The following is a 24,573-nucleotide window of genomic DNA, read 5'->3' on the forward strand; positions in this document are numbered from 1 at the left end:
CGTCGCCCGCGCTCCAGCGCATCACTCCTTGCGGAACACCCGCTCGCCGCCCACCCAGGTCTGCAGCACCTGCGTCTTCCACAGGTCGGCCGCCGGCGCCTTGAATGGGTCCTGGTCGACCAGGATGAAGTCGGCCCACTTGCCACGCTGCAATGAGCCCAGCACCTTCTCCTGGTGCTGCGCGTAAGCGGCATCGAGCGTGAAGGCGCGGAAGGCCTGGAGCAGGGTCATGGCCTCCTCGGGGTGCCAGCCCTGGGCGGGCTTGCCTTCGTGGTCGGTACGTGTCACGGCGGCGTGCAGGCCGTAGAACGGATTGGCCGACTCCACCGGGAAGTCCGACCCGCCCGCCACCACCGTTCCCTGCTGCAGGAAGGTGTGCCATGCGTAAGCGCCCTTCAGCCGCTCCTTGCCGATGCGGTCTTCTGCCATGTTCATGTCGCTGGTGGCGTGCGTGGGTTGCATGGAGGCGATCAGGTCCAGCGTCTTGAAGCGCGGAATGTCGGCCGGCGTCACCACCTGTGCGTGCTCGATGCGGTTGCGCAGGCCGCGCCCACCAACGTCCTTGTATGCCGCCTCGTAGGCATTGAGTATCTGGTGGTTGGCAGCATCGCCGATGGCATGCGTGTTGACCTGGTAGCCGGCCTTGAGCGCGATGCGCACCTTGCTGTTCATGGTCGCATCGTCCGACAGCAGCAAGCCCTTGTTCCCGTGGTCGTCCGAATAGGGCTCGAGCATGGCGGCGCCCCGGCTGCCCAGCGCGCCGTCGCCGCGCAGCTTGACCGCGCGCAGGTTGTAGCGGTCCTGCGCGTAGCCCTTGAGCGGACCCTTCGTGTTCAATGCGCGGAAGTCGTCGCCTACGTCGCTGATCATGGCGTAGACGCGCGTGGTCAGCTTCTTCTGGTCGGCGAACTCGCGGTAGATGCGCGCCTCGTCCACGCCGATGCCGGCGTCGCCGACGCTGGTGAGCCCGAGCGAGCCGAAGTGCGCAAGCGCAGTGCTCAGTGCCAGCCGGCGTTCGTCGTCGCTGGGCGCGGGAATGATGTTCGTGACCAGCAGCTGGGCCTTGTCCACCAGCACGCCGCTGGGATTGCCCGCGGCGTCGCGTTCGATGCGCCCGCCCGCCGGATCGGGCGTGTCGCGGGTGATGCCCGCGGCCTGCAACGCCTTGCTGTTGGCCCAGGTGGCATGGCCGTCGACGCGTCGCAATGTCATCGGCCGGTCGGCGACCGCGCTGTCGAGTTCAACCGCCGTGGGGAAGCGCCCGAGCTTCCAGATCACCTGGTTCCAGCCGGAGCCCAGCAGCCATTGCCGGTTGGGGTTGGCCTTGGCGTAGTCGCGGATTTTCGAGAGTGCCTCGTCGAGGTTCTGGGTGCCACCCATCAGCACCTCGTTGCGCCGAAAGCCCAGCCGGAATACGTGGCCGTGCACGTCGAACAGGCCGGGGAGCATCGTCTTGCCTTCGCCATCCACGAGCGTGGCGGCGCGGTAGCGCTTGACGAGTGCCGTGTTGTTGCCCGTCGCCAGCACCTTGCCTTTGTCGAAGGCCAGGCCGCTGAAGCTCACGAGCTTGTTGTTGGCGAGCGTGTAGCCCTGGACGTTGGTGACCACGGTGGGTGCGGCCATGGCCGCCGGGACGACAAGGATGCTCGTGGCAGCGCATGCCACGGCCATGACGGAAACGCGAAATCTCATTTTTTCCCCCTGATTGGTTTGAGTGGTGTCTCGTCGAACTTCATGTCCTGGTAGCGCACGTAGCGCGTCTTTCGCAGGACCTTGTAGCCCAGCCACAAGGTCAGAAAAATCGGAATGCCGATGTAGGTTGCGGTCACGCCCACCCAGTCGATGCGGTTGGCGGTGAAGGCGGCGTAGTTCTGCCCCAAGGTCACGACGAGGCACAGGCCGAAGGCGAAGATCGGGCCCCAGGGAAAGAAGGGCGAGCGGTACGGCAGCCGGTCCGGGTCGATGCCCTGCGCCTCCATCCCTCGGCGGAAGCGGTAGTGGCAGATCGCGATGCCCAGCCAGGCGACAAAGCCGGTCATGCCCGACAGATTCAGCAACCACAGGTACACCGACTGGCTCTCGAACAAGGAGGTGAGGAAGCACAGCGCACCGACTGCCGTGGTCGCGAACAGTGCGTTGATGGGCACGCCGTTGCGCGTGAGCTTCGCGAAGACCTTGGGCGCCCCGCCCTCCACACCCATGTTGAAGAGCATCCGCGTGGACGCGTACATGCCGGAGTTGCCGGCCGACAGCACCGCCGTCAGGATCACGGCGTTCATCAGCCCCGCCGCGAAGGCCAGGCCCGCGCGCTGGAAGACCAGCGTGAAGGGGCTCACGCCGACCTGCCCGATGTCGGTCTTGATGAGGTTCGGGTCGGTGTACGGGATGAGCACGCCGATGACCGCGATGGCCAGCACGTAGAACAGCAGGATGCGCCAGAACACTTGGCGCACCGCCTTCGGAATCTGCGTGGCCGGGTCGGCCGATTCGCCGGCGGCCACGCCGATCAGTTCCGTGCCCTGGAAGGAAAAGCCGGCGATCAAGGCCACGCCGATCATCGCGGGCAGGCCGCCCACGAAAGGCGCGTCGCCGATGGTGAGGTTGTGCAGTCCCGGCGCTGTTTCGCCGCGCAGCACGCCGAAGATCATCAACAGGCCCAGGGTGATGAACGCGATCACCGTCACCACCTTGATGAGCGCAAACCAGAACTCGGCTTCGCCGAATCCCTTCACCGAGATGGCGTTGAGCAGGAACATGAGCCCCAGGAACAGCGCGCTCCACAGCACGCCGGAGCTGCCCGGAAACCAGTACTGCATCACCAGCTGTGCGGCGGCCAGTTCGACCGCGATGGTGACGGCCCAGTTGTACCAATAGTTCCAGCCCAGCGCGAAGCCGAAGCCCTCGTCCACGTACAGCGCGCCGTAGGTGGCGAAGGAGCCCGACACCGGCATGTACGCGGCCAGCTCGCCCAGGCTGGTCATGAGGAAATAGACCATTGCGCCGATCAGCAGGTAGGCCAGCAAGGCCCCGCCTGGGCCGGCCTGCGAAATGGTGGCGCCCGATGCGACGAACAGCCCCGTGCCGATGGAGCCGCCGATGGCGATCATCGTCAGGTGGCGGGCGCGCAGGACGCGATGCAGCGTGGGGGCGGGTTCGGTCGCGGAAGCGGCGGTTGCGGAAACGGCGGGCACGCTGGCGCGCGGCGTGTGCTCAGGCATAGGGGTGTCGTCCCGTTCTGGTTGTCGTTATGTCTACGCGGATGCGCCTGTCGTGGCGCACTGGCGGTCCCTCCGGCCGTCAGCGCGCAAATGATAGAGCAGCCCGGTGGGCAAGCCGGCGCGTTGGCTGGTTTGGTGAGTGGGTCAGGCGCCCTGTGTTGCGCGGAGGTTCTCGCCCGGCAGAATCGCAGTGAGCGCCAGATTGACGTAGTAGTTGCCGCGGCGGCGAAGTTCTCCGAGTCGTTGATGAAGCGCTCCAGCCCACTCATCGGCGCCACAGTTTCGGCGGGGTCCTGCGGTGGGGTGTAGGCCGTGCGCCCCGCTCCGTCCTTCAGCGCCGGACCTGGGAGTTTGCGAAAGCCTGCGTTGTTGCGCTCCAGTTCGGCCTGGACCTGAACAATATGATTCGCCGTGATCAGGCCGCTTGATCGGACCTGCTCGAATCCCACGCGCAACGCCTGGCGATAACGCAAGACTTCCTTCGCCGCCGGATTCGCGAAGGCCTCGGGCAACACATCGCCCTTGAACAATTCATCGGGCGTGGTGACGATGTTCTCAATCTCGGAACTGTCCTTGGCCTCTTGCAGGCCCAAGGTGTCGGTCAGGATTTCCTGGTTGGTGGAAGCTTTGACCCGTCCGGCTCGGGCCGGCCATTGGGGTCTCTTCAGCCAGAAGGCGCGGACCGACTCATGATGTTCCGCGCGCCAAGACAGGCGCCAATGCGACGCCGGTGTGCGTGCCGATGCGCACCACCTCTTCCGGCGGCGCGGCGGCGACGATGCGGCCGCCGGCGTTGCCACCTTCAGGGCCGAGGTCGATGATCCAGTCGGCCTCGGCGATCACGTCGAGGTCATGCTCGATCACCACCACGCTGTGGCCGCCGTTGACCAGGCGGTGCAGCACGTGGATGAGCTTCTCCACATCGGCCATGTGCAGGCCCACCGTGGGCTCGTCGAGCACGTAGAGCGTGTGCGGCGCCTTGTTGCCGCGGCGCGTGACGTCGTCACGCACCTTGCTGAGTTCGGTGACGAGCTTGATGCGTTGCGCCTCGCCGCCGCTCAGCGTGGGCGAGGGCTGGCCAAGCGTGAGGTAGCCCAGCCCCACGTCCTTGAGCAACTGCAGCGGATGGCTGATGTTCGGCATGGCGGCGAAGAAGTCGACCGCCTCGTCGACCTCCATCTGCAGCACCTCGCCGATGCTCTTGCCGCGCCAGCTGACGGCCAAGGTTTCGGGATTGAAGCGCGCGCCGTGGCAGACCTCGCAGGGCACCTTCACGTCGGGCAGGAAGCTCATCGCGATGGTGCGGATGCCGGCGCCGTCGCAGCCGGGGCAACGCCCTTCGCCGGTGTTGAAGCTGAAGCGCGTCGGGCCATAGCCGCGCGCCTTGGCCTCCAGCGTGTCGGCGAAGAGCTTGCGGATGGTGTCCCAGAAGCCGATGTAGGTGGCCGGGCAACTGCGCGGGGTCTTGCCGATGGGGGTCTGGTCGACTTCGAGCACGCGGTCGATGGTGCTGTAGCCGTTCACCGACTTGCAGCCCGCCCACGCCGGGCGCTTGCCGGCATCGTCGTTGTCGCGACCGGCCCTGGTCATGCGCTGCACGACGACCGCCTGCACGTTGGCGAGCAACACGTCGCGCGCGAGCGTGGATTTGCCGGAGCCGCTGACGCCGGTGACGGCGACGAGGCGATGCAGCGGCAGCGTGGCGGTGATGTCCTGCAGGTTGTGCAGGTAGGCGCCATGGACGGTGAGCCATTTGTTGGCTCCCTCTCCCGCTGGCGGGAGAGGGTTGGGATGAGGTTCTGTGGATGGCGCAGCAGCCTGTGCGGTGCCGCCCCTCGCCCCTGCCCTCTCCCCGGCGGGGAGAGGGAGCAAGACAGCCCTGCGGGGTTGCAAGGGGTGCTTGATGGCATCGCGAAGGTAGCGGCCGGTCTGCGAATCGACGGCGGCCTGGATGTCGGCCACCGTGCCTTCCGCGACGAGCTTGCCACCGCGCTTGCCGGCGCTGGGGCCGATGTCGATGATGTGATCGGCGCGGCGGATCGTGTCCTCGTCATGCTCCACGACAACCAGCGTGTTGCCCTTGTCGCCGAGCTTGTGCAGCGCGTCGAGCAGGATCTGGTTGTCGCGCGCGTGCAGGCCGATGGTCGGCTCGTCGAGCACGTAGCAGACGCCTTGCAGGTTGCTGCCGAGCTGGGCGGCGAGCCGGATGCGCTGCGCTTCGCCGCCGCTGAGCGTGGGTGCGCCGCGGTCGAGCGTGAGGTAGCCGAGGCCGACTTCTTCGAGGAATTCGAGGCGGCTCCTGATCTCGGGGACCAGGTCACGGGCGATCTCGGCATCGCGGCCGATGAGTTCGAGGCCTTCGAACCATTGGCGGATGTCGGTGACGCTCATGCGGGCGAGTTCGGTGATGCCGATGCCTTGGAATGCACCCTCACCCCGGCCCTCTCCCGCAAGCGGGAGAGGGAGGAATACCGGCGCCCGCGCCGAAGCGACCTCCTCCCTCTCCCCTCCGGGGAGAGGGCCGGGGTGAGGGGCGGCCCCGCCCCCCGCGAACAGCACCGCACGCGCCGTCGCATTCAACCGCGTGCCGGTGCATGTCGGGCAATCCACATCGCCCACGTCCTCTGCCTCAGGCTCCGCAAAGGTCTGCTCGCGCCCCTTCTGGTCGTCGGCCATGACCGAATCGTCGTAGACCTTGCGCTGGTCCTTGGTGAGCTTCACGCCGGTGCCCACGCAGTCAGGGCACCAGCCGTGCTTGCTGTTGTAGCTGAACAGGCGCGGGTCGAGTTCCGCGTAGCTGGTGCTGCAGACGGGGCAGGCGCGCAGCGTGGAGAACACCTGCACGCGGCCGATGCCGGTGGTCGGCGCGCCCGCCATCATCGCGGCCTTGAGGCCGGTGAGTTGGCTCAGCACATGCACCACGCCCTTGCCATGTTCGAGCGCGCGCGTGAGCGATTCGCGCAGCAGCGCCTCGTTCTCCGGCAGCACGTCGAGGCTGGCCACGGGCAGTTCGATGCTGTGCTCCTTGAAGCGGTCGATGCGCGGGAAGTTCAGCGTCGGCAGGAAGGCGCCGTCCACGCGCAGGTGGGTGTAGCCGCGCGGTCGCGCCCAATCGGCGAGTTCGGTGTAGACGCCCTTGCGGTTGCTCACCAGCGGCGCCAGCAGGCCGATGTGCTGGCCGCGGAAGGTCTTCAACAACTGCGCCGCAATGCTGTCCGGCGTCTGCGGCTGCACCGCGGCGCCATCGTGGATGCAATGCTGGATGCCGAGCTTGACGTAGAGCAGGCGCAGGAAGTGCCAGACCTCGGTGGTGGTGCCGACGGTGCTCTTGCGGCCGCCGCGCGAGAGGCGCTGCTCGATCGCGACCGTCGGCGGGATGCCGTAGACCGCATCGACCTCGGGCCGGCCCGCGGGCTGCACGATGCTGCGGGCGTAGGCGTTGAGCGATTCGAGGTAGCGGCGCTGGCCTTCGTTGAAGAGGATGTCGAAAGCGAGCGTGGACTTGCCGGAGCCGCTCACACCCGTGACCACGCTGAACTTGCCGCGCGGGATGTCGACCGTCAGGTTCTTGAGGTTGTGCTCTCGCGCGTTGACGATCTGGATGGCCCCCTCCCCTCTTGCTCCCTCTCCCGCGCCCGCCTTCTCCCGCTCGGAGGGGGCGCCATACCGCGCGGTAGGTTCGGCTGCGCGCAGGCGCGACGGCCCGATGGCCAGCTCATAGTCGCGCAAGGCCTCGCCGGTGAAGGTGCCCTTCATCTCGCGCACATGCTCAGGCGTTCCTTCGGCCACGACGCGGCCGCCACCCTCCCCGCCTTCGGGCCCCAGGTCGATGAGCCAGTCGCTCGCGCGGATCACATCGAGGTTGTGCTCGATCACGACCAGCGAGTGCCCGGCCTCGAGCAGCTTGCGCAACGCCCGCATCAGGCGCGCGATGTCGTCGAAGTGCAGGCCGGTAGTCGGTTCGTCGAACAGGAACAAGGTGCCCTTGCGCGCCACCGCCTGCTTGCTCGAAGTCGCGTTCTTCGCAGCCTCTGCCAGGAAACCCGCGAGCTTGAGGCGCTGTGCCTCGCCGCCCGAGAGCGTCGGCACGGGCTGGCCCAGCTTCACATAGTCCAGGCCGACATCGACGATGGGTTGCAGCATGCGCAGCACATCGCGGTCTTCCACGAACACCTGCGCCGCCTCGGCCACGGTGAGTTCGAGCACGTCCGCCACATTGAGCGTCTTGCCGGCGCGCTCGATCGTCACCTCCAGGATCTCCGGCCGGTAGCGCTGGCCATCGCAGTCGGGGCAGCGCAGGTACACGTCGCTCAGGAACTGCATCTCCACATGCTCGAAGCCGGAGCCGCCGCAGGTCGGGCAGCGCCCATCGCCGCTGTTGAAGCTGAACTTGCTGGCGGTGTAGCCGCGTTGCCTGGACAGGCCCGCGGTCGCGAAGATCTCGCGCACCGCGTCCCAGGCGCCGACATAGCTCGCCGGGTTGGAGCGCGCGGTCTTGCCGATGGGCGACTGGTCGACGAAGACCACGTCGCTCAGGTAGTCCGCGCCGAGCAGGCGGTCGTGCGCGCCCGGCGTCTCGGTCTGCTTGCCGAAGTGACGCATCAGCGCCGGCGCCAGCACGTCCTGGATCAAGGTCGACTTGCCGGAGCCGCTGACGCCAGTGACCACGACGAGCCGATGCAGCGGTATCTCGACCGTCACGTCCTGCAGGTTGTGCTCGCGCGCGCCTTCGAGGATCAGGCGGTGCGTGTTCTCGCTCACGAGGCGCTTGAAGCCCATGCCGATCTGCTTGCGGCCGCCGAGGTAGGCGCCGGTGAGCGTGTCGGCATTGCGCAGCGCATCGACCGTGCCGTCGAACACCACCTGTCCGCCACGCACGCCGGGCCCCGGGCCCATGTCGATGACGCGGTCGGCCGCGAGCATCACGGCCGGGTCGTGCTCGACCACGACCAGCGTGTTGCCCGCATCGCGCAGGCGCAGCATGGCCTCGGTGATGCGGCTCATGTCGCGCGGGTGCAGGCCGATGCTGGGCTCGTCCAGCACGAACAGCGTGTTGACAAGCGAAGTGCCGAGCGCGGTCGTGAGGTTGATGCGCTGAACTTCGCCGCCGGAGAGCGTGCGGCTCTGGCGGTCGAGCGTGAGGTAGCCGATGCCGACATCGTGCAGGTAGCGCAGGCGGGTGGTGATTTCGTCGAAGAGGAGTTTGAGGGCTTGCAACTCGCCCTCACCCCGGCCCTCTCCCGCGCGCGGGAGAGGGAGGAGATTCGTCCGAGCCCCTTCCCCGCGCGCGGGAGAAGGCAATTCACTCCCTCTCCCGCTTGCGGGAGAGGGTTGGGGTGAGGGTCTCTCTCCGCTTGCAACCTGCCGATCAAAGAACCGCCGCAGCCGCTCGATCGACAGCAGCATCAAGTCATGCAGGCAAAGCCCCGGCAGCGCCTCCAGCTGCGCGCGCGACCACTTCACGCCCACCGGCATGAAGCGCTTCTCCGGCGGCAGCACCGCGTCGGCGTCTTCCTTGCTGCCGATGCGCCACAGCAGGCTTTCCAGCTTGAGCCGCGCCCCCGCGCACACCGGGCATGGCGTGTAGCTGCGGTACTTCGACAGGAGCACGCGGATGTGCATCTTGTAGGCCTTGCTCTCCAGGTAGCCGAAGAAGCGCCTGATGCCGTACCACTGCTGGTTCCACTTGCCCTTGTAGTTGGGCGAGCCTTCGATGACCCAGTCCTTCTGTTCTTGCGTGAGCTTGGCCCAGGGCGTGTCGCGCGGGACACCGGCCGCTTCCGCGTGGCGCATGAGATCGTCCTGCGCCTCCTTCCATGCGGGCGTCTGGATCGTCTTGATCGCGCCGGCGCGCAGCGTGAGCTTGTCGTTGGGAATGACGAGCCCCAGGTCGACACCGATCACGCGGCCGAAGCCACGGCAGGTCTCGCAGGCACCGACGGCCGAGTTGAACGAGAACATCGACGGCAGCGGGTCGCCGTAGCGGATGTCGCTCTCGGGGCAGTGCAGGCCGGTGGAGAACTTCCACGCCTCGGGCGTGCCTGCCGCCCCCACGCTCGCCGCCGCCTGTGCTTCGCTCCCCCCCGCGGGGCGCCCTTCGTCCGCCGCCAGCGCATAGACCGTGAGCCGCCCGCTGCCACGCTTCAACGCCACTTCGATCGCCTCGATCACGCGCGCCCGTTCCGCACCCGCCATGCGGAAGCGGTCCGCCACCACGTCGAGCACCTTGCGCGGCCCGGTCGGCGTGGCGACCTCGCGCTCGCCGTGCACGCGCGTGAAGCCGCTGGCGGACAGCCATTGCGTCACTTCCTCCGCGCTGGTCGTCGCCGGCAGCTCCACCGGAAAGGTCAGCACCACGCGCGGGTCGCCCGCGTCCTTCGCGCGCTCGACCAGCGCCGCGTAGATCGAATCGGGCGAGTCATGCCGTACCTGCAGCGCGGTCTCGCGGTCGAACAGCTCGGCGGCCCGTGCGAACAGCAGCTTCAGGTGGTCGTTCAGCTCCGTCATCGTGCCCACGGTGGAGCGCGAGGAACGCACCGGGTTGGTCTGGTCGATGGCGATCGCGGGCGGCACGCCCTCGACCTTGTCCACCGCCGGCTTGTCCATGCGATCGAGGAACTGGCGCGCGTAGGCCGAGAAGGTCTCGACATACCGACGCTGCCCTTCCGCGTACAGCGTGTCGAACACCAGGCTGGACTTGCCGGAGCCGCTCGGGCCGGTGACCACCGTCATCTCGCCCGTGCGGATGTCGATGTCGATGTTCTGGAGGTTATGCTGGCGTGCGCCGCGAATCCGGATGGAGCCCTGTGTCATGCGTGCCTTGGGTGTGGGGCAAACATTCTAGGGAGCACACTGCGACCCCGCCGTGGCAGGGTCTTGCGCTTGCATCCGTCGGCCGCCACGCCGTTTGACCTGCATATCCAGGCGCCTGCACGGGCCGGTCCTGTGACGAACACCGCCCACACCAAACACTGGATATTCCAACCTGAAGCACCATGTAGGGTGTTCGTTCAACTTTACGGAGGCTCGAATGGCAGGCAACAGGTATGAGAAGAGCGCCGAGGCAATTGCCCGTCTCACGCCGGAGCAGCGGCGCGTGACGCAGCAAAGCGGCACGGAGCGCCCGTTCACCGGCGAGTACGACGAGCACTTCGAGCGCGGCCTCTACGTCGACATCGTCTCCGGCGAGCCGCTGTTTTCGTCGCGCGACAAGTTCAATTCCGGCTGCGGATGGCCCGCATTCGCCAAGACGGTTGTCGATGAGAACGTCAACGAGATCAAGGACCGCAGCCACGGCATGATGCGAACCGAGGTGCGTTCGACGCATGGCGACAGCCACCTGGGCCATGTCTTCGACGATGGACCCAAGGCGCTCGGCGGCCTGCGCTACTGCATCAATTCGGCCTCGCTGCGTTTCATTCCGGAAGCGGAAATGGAAGCGGCAGGCTACGGCGAATACATCCCTCAACTCTGAGAAAAGGAAGCCTCCAAATGACGACCGAAACCGCAGTGCTCGCTGGTGGCTGTTTCTGGGGCATGCAAGACCTCATCCGCAAGCTGCCGGGCGTGAAAGCCACGCGCGTGGGCTACGTGGGCGGCAGCAACGACCACCCCACCTACCGCAGTCATCCGGGGCATGCCGAAGGCATCGAGATCGTTTTCGACAACGAGGCCATCAGCTATCGCGACCTGCTGGAGTTCTTCTTCCAGATTCACGATCCCAGCACGAAGAACCGCCAGGGCAATGATGTGGGCACCAGCTACCGTTCGGCCATCTTCTTCACCAGCGAAGCGCAGAAGGCCGTGGCCCTCGACACCATCCAGGATGTCGATGCCTCGGGGCTCTGGCCCGGCAAGGTGGTCACAGAAGTGACCCCAGCGCCGACGTTCTGGGAGGCCGAGCCTGAGCACCAGGACTACCTGGAGCGCCTTCCCGACGGCTATACCTGTCACTTCGTCCGGAAAGGCTGGCGCCTGCCAAGACGCGCCGCTGCCTGAAGAAAAGTCCATGTGAAAAGCCTCATGGCGCTCGCGCGGCATGAGGCTTCTTCTTGCGAAGCACCCGGCCAGCCGGGTGCCGCGTGGGCTGGATCAGTCGTCGGCGTAGATGTCGACGTCCTTCGTCTCGCGCACGAAGATCATGCCGATCACGAAGGTCATCGCGGCGATCGCGATCGGATACCACAGCGCGTTGTACATGTTGCCGGTCTGCGCCACGATCGCAAAGCCGGTACTCGGCAGCAAGCCGCCGAACCAGCCATTGCCGATGTGGTACGGCAAGCTCATCGAGGTGTAGCGGATGCGCGTGGGGAACATTTCCACCAGCATGGCGGCGATCGGGCCGTAGACCATGGTCACCAGGATCACCAGCAGCGTCAGGATGAAGACCACCATCGGCTTGTTGATCTTGGCCGGATCGGCCTTGGTCGGGTAGCCGGCCGTCTTCAGCGACTCGCCCATTTCCTTCTTGAAGTCGGCGATCTTCTTGGTGCTGTCGGCGTCGAAGCGCGAATTCGTCACGAGGGCCGACGGCGCGGTGATGACCTTGTCGCCGATGGTCACGGTGGCGGGCGCGCCGGCCGGGACTTCTGCGTTGTCGTAGCTCACCGAGCTTTGCGCCAGGAAACGCTTGGCGATGTCGCAGGAGGTCGTGAAGTCGATGTCGCGTGCCACCGGGTTGCCCTGGAACGAGCACTCCGCCGGGTTCGAATGGACCACCACCTTGTTCACTTCCTGGGCCTTCGCGAGGTCCGGGTTGGCGTACTGCGTCAGCATGTGGAACAGCGGGATGTAGGCGAGCGCTGCGATCAGGCAACCGGCCATGATGATCGGCTTGCGGCCGATCCTGTCCGACAGCGTACCGAACACCACGAAGAAGGGCGTGCCGATGAGCAGCGCCACGCCCAGCAGGATGTATGCGGTATCGAGGTCGACCTTGAGCGACTGGATCAGGAACAGCTGCGCATAGAACTGGCCCGTGTACCAGACCACGGCCTGGCCGGCGGTGAGGCCGAGCAGCGCGATGATCACGATCTTCAGGTTGCGCCATTCGCCGAATGATTCGATCAGCGGCTTCTTGGAGGTCTTGCCTTCGGCCTTCATCTTCTGGAAGGCGGGGGATTCATTCAGCGACAGGCGGATCCAGATGCTGATGGCCAGCAGCAGGATCGACATCAGGAACGGCAGGCGCCAGCCCCAGTCGCCGAACGCATCGGCACCCATCGCACTGCGGATGGCCAGCACCACGATCAGCGACAGGAAGAAGCCGAGCGTGGCCGTGGTCTGGATCCACGCCGTGTAGGCGCCGCGCTTGCCCTTGGGGGCGTGCTCGGCGACATAGGTGGCGGCACCGCCGTACTCACCGCCGAGCGCCAGGCCCTGCAGCAGGCGCAACGCGATCAGGATGACCGGGGCGGCGACGCCGATGGTGGAGTAGCTGGGCAACAGGCCGAGCACGAAGGTCGACAAGCCCATGATCATGATGGTGACCAGGAAGGTGTACTTGCGTCCGATCATGTCGCCGAGCCGGCCGAACACCAGCGCGCCGAAGGGCCGCACCACGAAGCCGGCGGCGGCGCCGAGCAGCGTGAAGATGAAGCCGGCCGTCGGGTCGAGGCCCGAGAAGAACTGCTTCGAAATGATCGTCGCGAGCGCCAGGTAGACGTAGAAGTCGTACCACTCGAACACCGTGCCGAGCGAGGAAGCGAAGATGACCTTCTTTTCTTCCGCCGTCATCGGCCCGGCTATCGGCACTCCTCTGGAATCCAGTGTTGCTGCCATCGTCGTCTCCTGAAAATGAATGCGGCCCCAGTCGGAACCGTGCCAAATTCTTCGCCTTGGGACTGACCCGAGACTTTCGCGAAACTGACAGATGCTTACAAACTAGGGTGAAACCCCTTGGGAGGGTTTCAAGATGCGGAATTCAACACTGGGAAAAACCGCCATATGGCACGGTTGCGCGATTTTTCAGTGTCAGCGTTGGCCCCGCTGCAGCGATGGCCGGTCTGCCGCGCCGTGCCATTGCGGGCCGTCGAACCACGGGTCATCCAGCAGCGCCGCACGCAGCATCATTAGGCTGTCGAATCCCCAGATCAGCCGGCCGTCGACCGCATAGGCCGGCACGCCGAACGCACCTCGCGACAGCGCCTCGTCGGTATTGGCCTTGAGTTGCGCCTTGACCGCATCGCTGCCGGGCTCGCGACGCAATTCCAGGCGCTCGGCCAGCGCCGCCAGCCGCGCGGCATCAGTTGCCTCCTGGCCGCCGCGCCACACCTCGCGAAAGACCGTCTCGGCCACGTAGCGGCTGATGTTGCCGTCCGGCGAGGTGGCCAGCGCCAGCCGCAGATGGGCCAGCGGGTTGAACGGATGCGCGGCCGGCATCTCGATGGGGATGCCGTGGACATGCCCGAGCCACAGCACCTGCCGGTAGGTCCATTCGCGCTTCGTCGGAATTTCCGCGGGGCCGAGCTGCCCATGCTGCTTGAGCACCGCGCCGAACAGGATCGGCTTGTAGGCCACGCTGCAACTCAGCCCCTCCAGCGCCTTGGGCAGTTGCTCGAACGCGAGGTAGGCGTAGGGCGAGATGAAATCCAGGTAGAAGTCGATGTGCTTCATGGCGCTGTCGCCTCTTCGATGCGTCGTGCGATGCAGGCCCAGACCCGGCGCTTGCCGGGGTCGTCCATGCGACTCCACTGCGCGATTTCGGCCAGCGTCCGAAAACACCCGCGGCAGAGGCCGCTGCCTTCGTGGATGCGGCAAACGGAAGTGCATGGCGATGGCACCGACTCCGAATCTCCCACCTCGACTGCACGCGCCGCGACGGCACGGGCAGCCATCGGATCGAAGTCGGCGTCGTCGCGTATCGAGGCCGGTGCATCCGGCACGGCCGCGCCCTCGCCGCGCACGGCGTTCACACCACGTCGGCGACGGGCGCGCCGGTCAGGCGTTCGAGGTCTTGCGGCGCAAGTCGAACCACCGCATGCGGATGGCCGGCGGCGGCCCAGATCTCGTCGAAGCGGAACAGCTCGCGATCGATCAGCGTGACGGCCGGCGTGGCCTGCGCGAAGGGCGAGACGCCGCCGATGGAGAAGCCCGTCTTCGACTTGACGAAATCCGCATCGGCGCGGCCCGTCTTGCCGACGATGGCGTCGACCTTCTTCTCGTCCACACGCTTGTCGCCCGAGGTGATGACCAGCACGGCCGACTCGTCGCTCTTGCGGCGGAAGATGATGCTCTTGGCGATCTGCCCCACCGCAATACCCAGCGCGTCGGCCGCCTGTTGCGCGGTGCGGGCGGCATCGTCGAGCATTTGCGGCGCATGCGGATGGCCGGCCTCCTGCAACACGCGCGCCACGCGCTGAACGCCCTCGGGCAGGGAATGAAGTTCAGAGCCGCACATGATCAAGGCAAGGAATACGGGAGCCGGACGCAGAGGACGCGAAGGTTCCGCGAAGGACGCGAAAGGATTGCAAGGAAGTCATTCTTGAATTGTCTTCTTTCGCGTCCTTCGCGAAACCTTCGCGTCCTTCGCGTACGGCCAAGTCCGCGTTCATGGATGCCTCACCCCGCGCGTTTCGTGCGAATCGCCTTCGACGCACGCGAGTTCGGCTCGCGGCCCAGCGCATCGCTGATGTAGACGCCGGCGTCGATGAGCTTGTCGAGGTCGATGCCGGTCTCGATGCCCATGCCGTGCAGCATGTAGACCACGTCCTCGGTCGCAACATTGCCGGTCGCGCCCTTCGCGTAGGGGCAGCCGCCCAGCCCGGCCGACGAGGTGTCGAACTGCCACACGCCCATCTCCAGGCTGGCCAGCGTGTTGCCCAGCGCCTGGCCGTAGGTGTCGTGGTAGTGGCCGGAAATGTCGTCGATGTCGTAGTGCGCGAGCGTGGCCTCGATGGCGCGCTGCACCTTCACGGGCGTGCCGACGCCGATGGTGTCGGCCACCCCAACGTGCTGCACGCCGATGTCCTTCATGAGCTTCGCGAGCCGGCCCACGGCCTCGGGCGCGACTTCGCCTTCGTACGGGCAGCCCACCGTGCACGACATCGCGCCGCGCACGTAGATGCCCTTGTCCCGCGCGGCGGCCACCACGGGTGCGAAGCGCTCGATGCTCTCGGCAATGGAACAGTTGATGTTCTTCTGGCTGAAGGCCTCGCTGGCGGCGCCGAACACCACGATCTCGTCGGGCCATTCCTCTCGCGGCGCCGCGATGGCGGCCTCGAAGCCCTTCATGTTGGGCGTGAGCACCGAGTAGCGCACGCCCGGCTTGCGCTGGATGCCGTGCATCACCTCGGCGTTGTCGGCCATCTGCGGCACCCACTTCGGGCTGACGAAGCTGGTGACCTCGATCTCGCGCAAGCCCGCGTCCTGCAGGCGATGCACCAGGCCGATCTTGACTTCGGCGGGCACGGGTTGCTTTTCGTTCTGCAGGCCGTCGCGCGGCCCGACGTCGACGATCTTCACGCGTGTGGGTAGTTTCATGGTCTCTCTCCGGCGGGCACCAACGATACCCGCAATGAATTGCCCGTGTCGGGCGGCAGGCACACCCTTGCGTTCTCAGTAGCCGCGGGAGGCATCGACCACGCCGGGCAATTCGTCGAAGCTGGCACCTGCTTCGAGGGCGCGGATCTTGGTGACGATCTGGGCGACAGACTCTTCGCGCTGGGTGCGAGCGGATGCGTGCGGGGTCACGGTGATCCTGGGGTGGCGCCAGAAGGGGTGGTCGGAGGCCAGGGGCTCGGACTGGAACACGTCGAGCGTCGCGCCCGCGAGTTGGCCGGCGTCCAGCAGCGGGATCAGGTCCTCGTCGACCAGGTGCGCGCCGCGGGCGACGTTGATGATGTAGCCGCCGGGCTGGCCGGCGTTGAGCTTCAGCAGGTTGTCGCGGCGCAGGATGCCGCGCGTCCCGGGGGTGAGCGGCAGCAGGCAGACCAGCACGCGGCTGGCGGCCAGGAAGTCATCGAAGCCCTTGTCGCCCGAGAAGCAGCGGATGCCGTCGATCTGCTTTGGCGATCTGCTCCAGCCCATCACCGGAAACTCGAACTGGCCGATCGCCTTTCCCACGCGTTCGCCGAGCACGCCGAGGCCCATCACGCCAACCGGGAAGTCGTTGCGGGCGCGCGGGCGGCGGTAGCTCCACTTGCCTTCACGCGCGTCGGCCTCGTAGCCGTCGAACTCGCGGAAATGGCGGATCAGCGCATGGCAGACGTACTCGGCCATCTGCACCGACATGCCGGCGTCGTCGAGCCGCACGATGCGGGTCTGCGGCGGCAGCTTGAGCTTGAGCAAGGCATCCACGCCGGCGCCGATGTTGAACAGGCCGCGCAGCGTCTGCTGCTCGTCGAGGAACTCCTGCGCCGGCGCCCACACCACCGCGTGATCAGCCGGCGCATCGCCCGGCGACCAGGGCGCGATGTCGGCGTCAGGCAGTTCGGCCCGCAGGTTGTCGACCCAAGGTTCGGGGCGGTTGTTGTCGGTGAGGCAGACGGTGATACGCATGGTTTGCTAAGACTCGAGTGCGAAGGCATGTTTGGTCCATTCATCGCACAGCTTGCGAAATGACCTGCTTCTGTGATGCGCCAATTCAAGGTCGAAGACGTGCGAGAACGCTGGCTGATCCGTCGTTTCCCCGTAGGTCCCATCTACGAGGCGGTCATTGATCCAACCCTTCGCATTCCTGGGCGATTCCGGGTCCACTTGCTCGTCATCTGCACGGGATTCAAAGCCCCTGCGACCATGGAGCGACGACGACGCAGCGATAAACCAGGCTTCATACTCCCGATTGGCGAAGACAACGCCGAGTCTGCGGTGAGGCGCGAGTTCCGTAGCTCGCTTCAGGACTTCGGCGCCTTTGTCCGCCGGACAATCGTCGTCGGCATCCATCAGAATCAATATCCAGCCTGACTCTCCGCATTTCGCGGCGGCCAACTGAAGGTGTCGATTGAATTCGGATTCCTTGTTGAGAAACTGGTCTCGTCGAACACGAATCGGGCGAAGAATATCCGCTTGCACTTCGGGCGTTCGCCATACTTGCAGGCGTCGCAACAGCACCGGCAAAGCGAGGACTTCGCCATCGCCCTCCACAATCGAAGCAACGGTGATCACGGTGTGGAATTGCCGAACAATTCGGCCTGTTTCTGCAACTGCGCGTTGAGAATTGCGCGATCGGGCTCAAGCTGATTGAGGCGCAGCAACTCCCCGGCAGAGAAAAGCTGCTTGTGCATCATTGACTTCGATGCCTCGTCCAGCGGACCTATGCGAGTCTCGCCACCTTCAGAGATCACCGCCAGAAAATGGGCGGGATCAATGTCGCGGTCGTCCAGTAGATCGGGGCTGTGACTTGTGACGATGATCTGGGTTCCCCGCGAGGCCTGCAGCAACGCCTCGCGCAATGCTGCACCTGCGGCGGGGTGCAATGCAGTCTCAGGCTCCTCGATACCTACCAGCAAAGGCGCATAGTCTCGATTCGCTTGGAAGAGTGCTGTAAGGACTCCCAATGCGCGCAAGGTGCCGTCCGACATGTTCTGGGCCGGGAATCGCCACGGATGCTTTGAACCTGCCATGTCCTGCCGAAATTCCAAAGTCTCCAGCGGTCCCATTTGCTCCCGCCGCACGCCCTGCACCGTCGGAACGACCGTTTGAAGGTACTCCTGAATCGAACTCATGCTCTCCGGGGCGACTCGTTCGAGATGGCCAATCACACTGACGATATTTTCGCCAGCGGGCTTGAGCAAGCGACCGTCCTGAGGCTTTTGTGGTTCACGCATGAGTTTGGGATTGAGGTTGTAAAACCCCATCGCAATCAATGCATCGAAGACGGGTCGAAAGACCGCCAGGCCTGAAACGCTGACGAGTGCCAAGCGATCGGACGTGACAGCCGGAAACGTGGCCTCGCTGCTGGCCAATAACTGGCCCCGCTCAATTTTGTAGAACGGGCCGCCGCTCGCCCCACCCACAGCGCATTCCTCACGTTGTACTTCATAGCCTCTGCCGGGCAATGCGCCAATATTGAAAGCGTAGTGACCCAGTCTTAGGTCAGGCAAGACGAATTCAACTCGGATTCCAAAGTGCGTCGGGTGGCCGCTGGACCTTCGCCGGACTTCAGTGAGTCCCCCGCGTTCGTTCAGTGCATTGTCCAGGGACGACGACAATGCATCGCGCACGAGATGCAGCGCATCGAGAAAGTTGCTCTTGCCGGAGCCATTCGCGCCCACAAGATAAGTCAGCGGGCCTAGACGCACGTCGCAAGCACCGATGCTCTTGTAGTTGCGAAGCACGACGCGCGTCAGGAATGGGATTTGACTCATTGATGGACAACTGCCTTCTTCGTTGGCGCCCGATCGACGCCCAACGCGTTTGCGCCTAGCAAATTTAAGGGGAGGAGTATCTCCGGCAACCCGGCATTCTGAAGCAGAAGGGCGAACTCGATGCCACTCGATCCAATCAGGCGCTGATGCGCAGCAACTCATTGCCCTCGGCCACCTGGTCGCCCGGCGCGAACATCAGTTCCTCGACGGTGCCATCAGCCGGCGCGGCGATGGTGTGCTCCATCTTCATCGCTTCCATCACCGCGAGCGGCTGGCCCTTGCTGACCTTGTCCCCGGCCTTCACCGCAAAGGACACGACCTTGCCGGGCATCGGCGCGGTGAGCCGGCCGCCTTCGGCCTGCGTGTCGCCGGCATGCGCGAGACGGTCGACGGCAAGGATCTTCGTAGCGCCTTGCGCCGCGAAGACGTGCGAACTGCCATCACGTTCGTAGACGTTCAGGGTATGGCGGCCGCCGTTGAACTCGACTTCGAACTCGCCGGAGGGGAACTGCCCGACCACCAGCGCACCCGAGACCCCGCCGGCTTCGAGCCAGAAGCTGCCGTCGCGCTTGTAGGTCAGCGTGGCCGACGCTGGTTCGCCGCGGAACTCGTAGTCGAAGCGGCGCTTGTATTCGCCGAGCGCGCGGAAGCCGTCGCGGCGCGCGAAGGGCTCGGGCATGGCCGCGGGCCATTCGGTGATGCACTGGCGCGCGATGGCTGCCGCGGCGGCGAGAGGCAAGCCCAGCGGTTCGCGGTCGAACAGCACGGCGCGCTCGCGTTCGATCAATGCCGTATCGAGGTTGGCGTGGGCGAAGGAATCGGTGGCGAGGATGCCGCGCAGGAATTGCACGTTGGTTGCCACACCGACGATGTGCACCTGCGCCAGCGCGGCGTCGAGCCGGGCCAGGGCCTCGGCGCGCGTGCTGCCGTGCACGATGAGCTTGGCGATCATCGAGTCGTAGAACGGCGAGATCTCGCCGCCTTCGCGCACGCCGTCGTCGATGCGCACGCGGCTGCGCTGGAAGGCCGTCGCGTGCGGCTTGCGGTAGACGTGCAGCGTGCCGGTGGCGGGCAGGAAGTTGTTGTCGGGGTTCTCGGCGCAGATGCGCGCCTCGATCGCGTGGCCGTGGATCTGCAGTTGCTCCTGCTTGAGCGGCAACGGCTCTCCGGAGGCGACGCGCAGTTGCCATTCGACGAGATCGAGGCCGGTGATGGCTTCGGTCACCGGGTGCTCGACCTGCAGGCGGGTGTTCATCTCCATGAAGAAGAAGGACATGTTGGCCCCCACGCTCGGCACTGACGTGTCCTCACTGCCCCCCGAGGGGGTGCTCGCTTGCTTGGGGCGGCCCGGCGCGGCGCTCGTCGCGCCACCATCGCGCTGCTCGACGATGAATTCCACGGTGCCAGCACCCACGTAGTTCACAGCCTTCGCAGCCGCCACCGCCGCGGCGCCCATCTCCGCGCGCATCGCCTCGGTCATGCCCGGCGCGGGCGCTTCCTCCAGCACCTTCTGGTGCCGGCGCTGAACCGAGCAATCACGCTCGAACAGGTAGACGCAGTCGCCGTGCGTGTCGCCGAACACCTGGATCTCGATATGGCGCGGGCGTTGCACGTACTTCTCGATGAGCACCGCGTCGTCGCCGAAGCTGTTGATCGCCTCGCGCTGGCACGACGCGAGCGCCGCGGCGAAGTCCTCCGACTTGTCGACCGCGCGCATGCCCTTGCCGCCGCCGCCCGCGCTGGCCTTGATGAGCACCGGGTAGCCAATGCGGTCGGCCTCGCGCTGCAGCAGCGCGGGATCCTGTTCGCTGCCGTGGTAGCCGGGCACCAGTGGCACGCCGGCCTTTTCCATGAGCTGCTTGGACTCGGCCTTCAGGCCCATCGCCTTGATCGCCGACGGCGGCGGCCCGATGAAGACCAGGCCCGCGTCGGCGCAGGCTTGTGCGAACTCCTCGTTCTCGCTGAGGAAGCCGTAGCCGGGGTGGATGGCTTCGGCGCCGGTGGCCTTTGCGGCCTCGAGGATCTTTTCCCAGCGCAGGTAGCTGTCTTTCGGGGCGCTGCCGCCGAGGTAGACCGACTCGTCGCAGGCACGCACATGGTTGGCATGGGCGTCCGCGTCGGAATACACGGCGACCGTACGGATGGCCATGCGGCGTGCGGTGGCCGCAACCCGACAAGCGATCTCGCCTCGGTTGGCGATAAGGATCTTCTTAAACATGGCGGGTCTTCCTAAACATGGGACTTGTCTTCCGAGGAGGGTTTCTTGAGTTGGAACGCCGGCACCACGCCCGGGTCCGGCTTGCCGCTGAAGATCTTGCGAACGCGGCTGACGAGCCCGCGCAGGAATCGCCAGCTCTTGCGGATGAGCCACACGCTCATCACCAGCACGATCGCGAACACGATGAAGAACACCACCGGGTGCGCCACCGCGAGCCACAGGCTGGCCGGCACCAGGCTGTCTTCCACCAGCGAGGCGCCCACGTTGCTGAACGGCTCCGGCGATGTGTTGATGGCCGCCCGCGTGGTCGCCTTGGCGGTGTGCGCCGTCGCCGCGAGCCCGCCGCCGAGCACCGCAGCCACCAGCGCCATCGCACCGTTGTCCGCGCCGAACACGCCGGCCGCGAGCGCCGCGCCGGCCGGCACGCGGATCACGGTGTGCACCATGTCCCACAGCGAATCGAGGCCGGGGATCTTGTCGGCAAAGAACTCTACAAACACCATGAAGCCGCTGGCCGCCAGCACCACCGGATGCGACAGCATCTGCAGCCCGCCGGGCAAGGGCATCCAGCCGAAGAAGCCGGCCAGCCCCACGAGCAGGATCACCAGGTAGAGGCGCACGCCGCTGGCCCAGCCGATGGCGCCGGCCAGGGCGAGCAGCTGTGGCATGTCGAGCGAGGTCATGAGGGCGTGCGCCGCTGTGTGGCCGTCACGTCAGCCACGAAGGCTTGCGCTTCTGCAGGAAGGACTGCACGCCTTCGCGGCCCTCTTCGCTGGCACGGATGTCGGCGATGCCGTCCACGGTCTGCGCGATCAGCGCGTCGTCGATCTCCCGCCCCGCGACGTCGGCGATCAGTGACTTGCAGGCGCGCACGGCCGCGGGGCTGGCATTGCACAGCGCCTTGACGAGTTCCTCGATCTTGGCATCCAGCGCATCGGCAGCGACCACTTCATGCACCAGCCCGATGCGATGCGCCTCGGCCGCGGTGAAGCGTTCGGCCGTCAGGAAGTAGCGTTGCGCCGCGCGCGTGCCCATCGCGCGCAGCAGATACGGGCTGATGGTCGCGGGGATGAGGCCGATCTTCACTTCGCTCACGCAGTACCAGGCCGTGTCGGCAGTCACCGCCATGTCGCAGGCGGCGACCAGTCCCAGGCCGCCGGCATACACGTCGCCCTGCACGCGCGCGACCACCGGCTTGGGGCATTCGTGGATGGCGCGCAGCATGCGGGCGAGCCCGCCAGCATCGGCGATGTTCTGCTCGCGCGTGAAGTCCGCGGCGCGGCGCATCCAGTTCAGGTTGGCGCCGGCGCAGAACGCCGGGCCGCGTGCGCCGAGCACGATCACGCGCACCGCCGCCATCGCCGACACGGCCGCGAAGGCCGCGCTCAGTTCGGCGATGACGACTTCGTCGAAGGCATTGCGCAGCTCGGGCCGGTTGAGCCAGATACGCGCGACCGGGCCCTCGGCCTGGACTTCGAGCGTGGTGAATGAAGGAAGCGTAGCGGTCGTCATGAGACGCGTGCCTTTTGTTGAAGAAGGTAGACCCAGTCGAGTTCAGGGCCGGGCCGGCCCATGGCCGTGAGCGCGGCCGAAAGCTGGCCGCGATGATGGGTCGCGTGGTTGAAGGCGTGGCCGAGCGCGGGCGCGAAGGGAATGTGCACCGTCTCGCCGTTGTTGCGCGTGTAGATCAATTCACCTTCGAAACGTGGCGCATCGAGCGTGGCAATCCAGGGCGACCAACGCTGGACGGCAGCGCCGAGCCCGGCGACCACCGATTCGCGATCGGCGTGCAGCTCGGTGTCCAGTGGCAGGCGCAACGAATGGCTCTCGGCAAAGCGTGCGTACCAGATGTTGTCGGTCACCAGCAGGTGGTTGATCGTGCGATGCACCGAGCCGAAGTACAGGCCGCTGGGGCGATGCCACTCGTCGTCGCTGATCGGCGCGAGGTTGGTGTCGAGCAACCGCGCCGTCGCCCACGCGTGATAGCGCGCGAGCGAGGCAAAGTATTTCTGGAGCTGCATCGCGACCTCCCTTTGCATCCATCACATGCGGAAGATGCCGAACTTCGGCTCGGGGATCGGCGCATTGCGCGCGGCGGACAGGCCCAGCGCCAGCACGCGGCGCGTATCGGCCGGATCGATGATGCCGTCGTCCCACAGGCGCGCGGTGGCGTAGTACGGATGGCCCTGGTCCTCGTACTGCTGGCGGATCGGCGCCTTGAAGGCTTCTTCCTCTTCGGCACTCCATTGGCCGCCCTTGAGCTCGATGCCATCGCGCTTGACCGTGGCGAGCACGCTCGCGGCCTGCTCGCCGCCCATCACGCTGATGCGCGCGTTGGGCCACATCCAGAGGAAGCGCGGCGAGTAGGCGCGGCCGCACATGCCGTAGTTGCCCGCGCCGAAGCTGCCGCCGATGATGATGGTGAACTTCGGCACATTGGCCGTGGCCACCGCCGTCACCATCTTGGCGCCGTGGCGCGCGATGCCTTCGTTCTCGTACTTGCGGCCGACCATGAAGCCGGTGATGTTCTGCAGGAACACCAGCGGGATCTTGCGCTGGCAGCACAGCTCGATGAAGTGCGCGCCCTTCTGCGCCGACTCGGAAAACAGGATGCCGTTGTTGGCGATGATGCCGACCGGCATGCCCTCGATCTCGGAAAAGCCGCAGACCAGCGTCGCGCCGAAGCGGGACTTGAACTCGTGGAACTCGCTGGCGTCGACGATGCGGGCGATGATCTCGCGCACGTCAAAGGGCTTGCGCGTGTCGGTCGGGATCACGCCGTACAGCTCTTCGCGCGGAAAGTCCGGCGCGGCCACGCCGGGGTGCGGCGCGTCGGTCGCATCCTTGCGGTTGATGTTGGCGATGGCCGAACGTGCGAGCGCCAGCGCATGCAGGTCGTTCTGCGCGAGGTGGTCGACCACGCCGGAGAGCCGCGTGTGCACGTCGCCGCCGCCGAGGTCTTCGGCCGTGACGACTTCACCGGTCGCTGCCTTCACCAGCGGCGGGCCGCCCAGGAAAATCGTGCCCTGGTTCTTCACGATGATCGACTCGTCGCTCATCGCCGGCACGTAGGCGCCACCTGCCGTGCAGGAGCCCATCACCACCGCGATCTGCGGAATGCCCTGCGCGCTCATCTGCGCCTGGTTGTAGAAGATGCGGCCGAAGTGTTCGCGGTCGGGGAAAACCTCGTCCTGGTTCGGCAGGTTGGCGCCGCCCGAGTCGACGAGGTAGATGCACGGCAGGCGGTTCTGCTCGGCGATCTCCTGCGCGCGCAAGTGCTTCTTCACCGTCATCGGGTAGTAGGTGCCGCCCTTCACCGTCGCGTCGTTGCAGACGATCATGCAGTCGACCCCGCTCACGCGGCCGATGCCGGCGATGATGCCGGCGCCGGGTGCGGACTCGACACCCTTGCCGTCGAGGTACATCGCGTGCGCAGCGAGCGGCGCGATCTCCAGGAAGGGCGTGCCGGGGTCGAGCAACTCGGCCACGCGGTCACGGGGCAGCAGCTTGCCGCGGGCCACGTGCTTGGCCCGCGCGGCCTCGCCACCGCCGGCCTCGACTTTCGCGAACTGCTTGTGCAGGTCATCGACCAAGGCGCGCATCGCAGCGGCGTTGGCCTGGAAGTCGGCCGAACGGGGGTTGAGTTTGGATTCGAGTTTGCTCATGGGTGGTGTTGTTCTGTACGGAGGGCGTCAGGAAATGCGGGTACCGGACGCAGAGGACGCAAAGGTACCGCGAAGGACGCGAAAGAAAACCAAAGAAACTTGTTTCTCCTTCTTTTGCCTTTTTCGCGTCCTTCGCGTACCTTCGCGCCCTTCGCGTACGGTCAAGT

Annotated in this window: 19 protein-coding genes; 2 read left to right on the top strand and 17 right to left on the bottom strand. The window is 66.1% G+C overall.

Annotation, left to right across the window (positions count from 1 at the left end):
* Positions 1 to 21: 21 nt before the first annotated feature.
* The 4 genes from HB681_RS24125 to uvrA are packed head-to-tail and all read right to left on the bottom strand — an operon-like array spanning position 22 to position 10,031.
* Positions 22 to 1,692 carry an amidohydrolase gene (locus HB681_RS24125; protein WP_213957403.1) on the bottom strand — a complete coding sequence of 557 codons (1,671 nt, stop codon included), beginning with the start codon at positions 1,690 to 1,692 and terminating at the stop codon, positions 22 to 24.
* Positions 1,689 to 3,218: an amino acid permease gene (locus HB681_RS24130; RefSeq protein ID WP_213957404.1), complete on the bottom strand. Its 1,530-nt coding sequence runs from the start codon at positions 3,216 to 3,218 to the stop codon at positions 1,689 to 1,691. Before HB681_RS24130 ends, HB681_RS24125 begins: the two co-directional genes overlap by 4 nt.
* Positions 3,110 to 4,018 (bottom strand): Fic/DOC family N-terminal domain-containing protein, encoded by a 909-nt coding sequence (locus HB681_RS38295; protein ID WP_345944734.1) that lies wholly within the window; start codon positions 4,016 to 4,018, stop codon positions 3,110 to 3,112. Before HB681_RS38295 ends, HB681_RS24130 begins: the two co-directional genes overlap by 109 nt.
* On the bottom strand, positions 3,906 to 10,031 hold the full coding sequence (gene uvrA / locus HB681_RS24140) for an excinuclease ABC subunit UvrA (protein WP_213957405.1): 6,126 nt from the start codon (positions 10,029 to 10,031) through the stop codon (positions 3,906 to 3,908). The genes HB681_RS38295 and uvrA overlap by 113 nt, the downstream gene beginning before the upstream one ends.
* 217 nt (positions 10,032 to 10,248) lie before the next feature.
* On the opposite strand from uvrA, the gene msrB reads away from it, so the two are divergent.
* Together msrB and msrA are read left to right on the top strand one after the other, a co-directional pair.
* The gene (gene msrB / locus HB681_RS24145; protein WP_213957406.1) at positions 10,249 to 10,692 is read left to right on the top strand and encodes a peptide-methionine (R)-S-oxide reductase MsrB; all 444 of its coding nucleotides are present in this window, start codon (positions 10,249 to 10,251) and stop codon (positions 10,690 to 10,692) included.
* A 17-nt stretch (positions 10,693 to 10,709) separates the two neighbouring features.
* Positions 10,710 to 11,216 carry a peptide-methionine (S)-S-oxide reductase MsrA gene (gene msrA / locus HB681_RS24150; RefSeq protein WP_213957407.1) on the top strand — a complete coding sequence of 169 codons (507 nt, stop codon included), beginning with the start codon at positions 10,710 to 10,712 and terminating at the stop codon, positions 11,214 to 11,216.
* Between the two features lie 93 nt (positions 11,217 to 11,309).
* Here msrA and HB681_RS24155 read toward each other — a convergent pair whose 3' ends face one another.
* The 13 genes from HB681_RS24155 to HB681_RS24215 form a co-directional block, all read right to left on the bottom strand.
* Positions 11,310 to 12,998, bottom strand: a complete 1,689-nt coding sequence (locus tag HB681_RS24155) for an MFS transporter (RefSeq protein WP_213957408.1) — start codon at positions 12,996 to 12,998, stop codon at positions 11,310 to 11,312.
* Between the two features lie 192 nt (positions 12,999 to 13,190).
* Positions 13,191 to 13,832: a 2-hydroxychromene-2-carboxylate isomerase gene (locus HB681_RS24160; RefSeq protein WP_213957409.1), complete on the bottom strand. Its 642-nt coding sequence runs from the start codon at positions 13,830 to 13,832 to the stop codon at positions 13,191 to 13,193.
* Entirely contained in the window at positions 13,829 to 14,131 is a 303-nt protein-coding gene (locus HB681_RS24165) for a DUF1289 domain-containing protein (RefSeq protein ID WP_345944735.1), read from the bottom strand. Before HB681_RS24165 ends, HB681_RS24160 begins: the two co-directional genes overlap by 4 nt.
* On the bottom strand, positions 14,128 to 14,616 hold the full coding sequence (locus HB681_RS24170) for a YbaK/EbsC family protein (RefSeq protein ID WP_213957410.1): 489 nt from the start codon (positions 14,614 to 14,616) through the stop codon (positions 14,128 to 14,130). The genes HB681_RS24165 and HB681_RS24170 overlap by 4 nt, the downstream gene beginning before the upstream one ends.
* 161 nt (positions 14,617 to 14,777) lie before the next feature.
* A complete protein-coding gene (locus tag HB681_RS24175; RefSeq protein ID WP_213957411.1) occupies positions 14,778 to 15,698 on the bottom strand; it encodes a hydroxymethylglutaryl-CoA lyase in 921 nt (306 codons plus the stop codon).
* A gap of 75 nt (positions 15,699 to 15,773) precedes the next feature.
* Positions 15,774 to 16,715 carry a glyoxylate/hydroxypyruvate reductase A gene (locus HB681_RS24180; protein WP_213957412.1) on the bottom strand — a complete coding sequence of 314 codons (942 nt, stop codon included), beginning with the start codon at positions 16,713 to 16,715 and terminating at the stop codon, positions 15,774 to 15,776.
* 6 nt (positions 16,716 to 16,721) lie between these two features.
* A complete protein-coding gene (locus HB681_RS24185; protein WP_345944736.1) occupies positions 16,722 to 17,321 on the bottom strand; it encodes a DUF4276 family protein in 600 nt (199 codons plus the stop codon).
* A complete protein-coding gene (locus tag HB681_RS24190; protein WP_213957413.1) occupies positions 17,318 to 18,523 on the bottom strand; it encodes an AAA family ATPase in 1,206 nt (401 codons plus the stop codon). Before HB681_RS24190 ends, HB681_RS24185 begins: the two co-directional genes overlap by 4 nt.
* 136 nt (positions 18,524 to 18,659) lie before the next feature.
* Positions 18,660 to 20,741, bottom strand: a complete 2,082-nt coding sequence (locus tag HB681_RS24195; RefSeq protein ID WP_213957414.1) for an acetyl/propionyl/methylcrotonyl-CoA carboxylase subunit alpha — start codon at positions 20,739 to 20,741, stop codon at positions 18,660 to 18,662.
* A gap of 11 nt (positions 20,742 to 20,752) precedes the next feature.
* Positions 20,753 to 21,424: a DUF4126 domain-containing protein gene (locus HB681_RS24200; RefSeq protein WP_213957415.1), complete on the bottom strand. Its 672-nt coding sequence runs from the start codon at positions 21,422 to 21,424 to the stop codon at positions 20,753 to 20,755.
* Positions 21,425 to 21,449: 25 nt separating this feature from the next.
* On the bottom strand, positions 21,450 to 22,253 hold the full coding sequence (locus tag HB681_RS24205; protein ID WP_213957416.1) for an enoyl-CoA hydratase/isomerase family protein: 804 nt from the start codon (positions 22,251 to 22,253) through the stop codon (positions 21,450 to 21,452).
* Positions 22,250 to 22,762, bottom strand: coding sequence for a DinB family protein (locus HB681_RS24210; RefSeq protein WP_213957417.1), 513 nt, complete (start codon positions 22,760 to 22,762; stop codon positions 22,250 to 22,252). The genes HB681_RS24205 and HB681_RS24210 overlap by 4 nt, the downstream gene beginning before the upstream one ends.
* 21 nt (positions 22,763 to 22,783) lie before the next feature.
* Positions 22,784 to 24,406: a carboxyl transferase domain-containing protein gene (locus HB681_RS24215; RefSeq protein ID WP_213957418.1), complete on the bottom strand. Its 1,623-nt coding sequence runs from the start codon at positions 24,404 to 24,406 to the stop codon at positions 22,784 to 22,786.
* Between the last annotated feature and the right edge of the window lie 167 nt (positions 24,407 to 24,573).

The organism is Variovorax sp. dw_954, from assembly GCF_018449755.1.
In the GTDB taxonomy this organism is placed as follows: Bacteria; Pseudomonadota; Gammaproteobacteria; order Burkholderiales; family Burkholderiaceae_C; genus Variovorax.

Coding starts and splice junctions, on each gene's coding strand:
- HB681_RS24125 (WP_213957403.1), bottom strand. CDS start 1,692: ATGAGATTTCGCGTTTCCGTCATGGCCGTGGCATGCGCTGCCACGAGC.
- HB681_RS24130 (WP_213957404.1), bottom strand. CDS start 3,218: ATGCCTGAGCACACGCCGCGCGCCAGCGTGCCCGCCGTTTCCGCAACC.
- uvrA (WP_213957405.1), bottom strand. CDS start 10,031: ATGACACAGGGCTCCATCCGGATTCGCGGCGCACGCCAGCATAACCTC.
- msrB (WP_213957406.1), top strand. CDS start 10,249: ATGGCAGGCAACAGGTATGAGAAGAGCGCCGAGGCAATTGCCCGTCTC.
- msrA (WP_213957407.1), top strand. CDS start 10,710: ATGACGACCGAAACCGCAGTGCTCGCTGGTGGCTGTTTCTGGGGCATG.
- HB681_RS24155 (WP_213957408.1), bottom strand. CDS start 12,998: ATGGCAGCAACACTGGATTCCAGAGGAGTGCCGATAGCCGGGCCGATG.
- HB681_RS24160 (WP_213957409.1), bottom strand. CDS start 13,832: ATGAAGCACATCGACTTCTACCTGGATTTCATCTCGCCCTACGCCTAC.
- HB681_RS24170 (WP_213957410.1), bottom strand. CDS start 14,616: ATGTGCGGCTCTGAACTTCATTCCCTGCCCGAGGGCGTTCAGCGCGTG.
- HB681_RS24175 (WP_213957411.1), bottom strand. CDS start 15,698: ATGAAACTACCCACACGCGTGAAGATCGTCGACGTCGGGCCGCGCGAC.
- HB681_RS24180 (WP_213957412.1), bottom strand. CDS start 16,715: ATGCGTATCACCGTCTGCCTCACCGACAACAACCGCCCCGAACCTTGG.
- HB681_RS24190 (WP_213957413.1), bottom strand. CDS start 18,523: ATGAGTCAAATCCCATTCCTGACGCGCGTCGTGCTTCGCAACTACAAG.
- HB681_RS24195 (WP_213957414.1), bottom strand. CDS start 20,741: ATGTTTAAGAAGATCCTTATCGCCAACCGAGGCGAGATCGCTTGTCGG.
- HB681_RS24200 (WP_213957415.1), bottom strand. CDS start 21,424: ATGACCTCGCTCGACATGCCACAGCTGCTCGCCCTGGCCGGCGCCATC.
- HB681_RS24205 (WP_213957416.1), bottom strand. CDS start 22,253: ATGACGACCGCTACGCTTCCTTCATTCACCACGCTCGAAGTCCAGGCC.
- HB681_RS24210 (WP_213957417.1), bottom strand. CDS start 22,762: ATGCAGCTCCAGAAATACTTTGCCTCGCTCGCGCGCTATCACGCGTGG.
- HB681_RS24215 (WP_213957418.1), bottom strand. CDS start 24,406: ATGAGCAAACTCGAATCCAAACTCAACCCCCGTTCGGCCGACTTCCAG.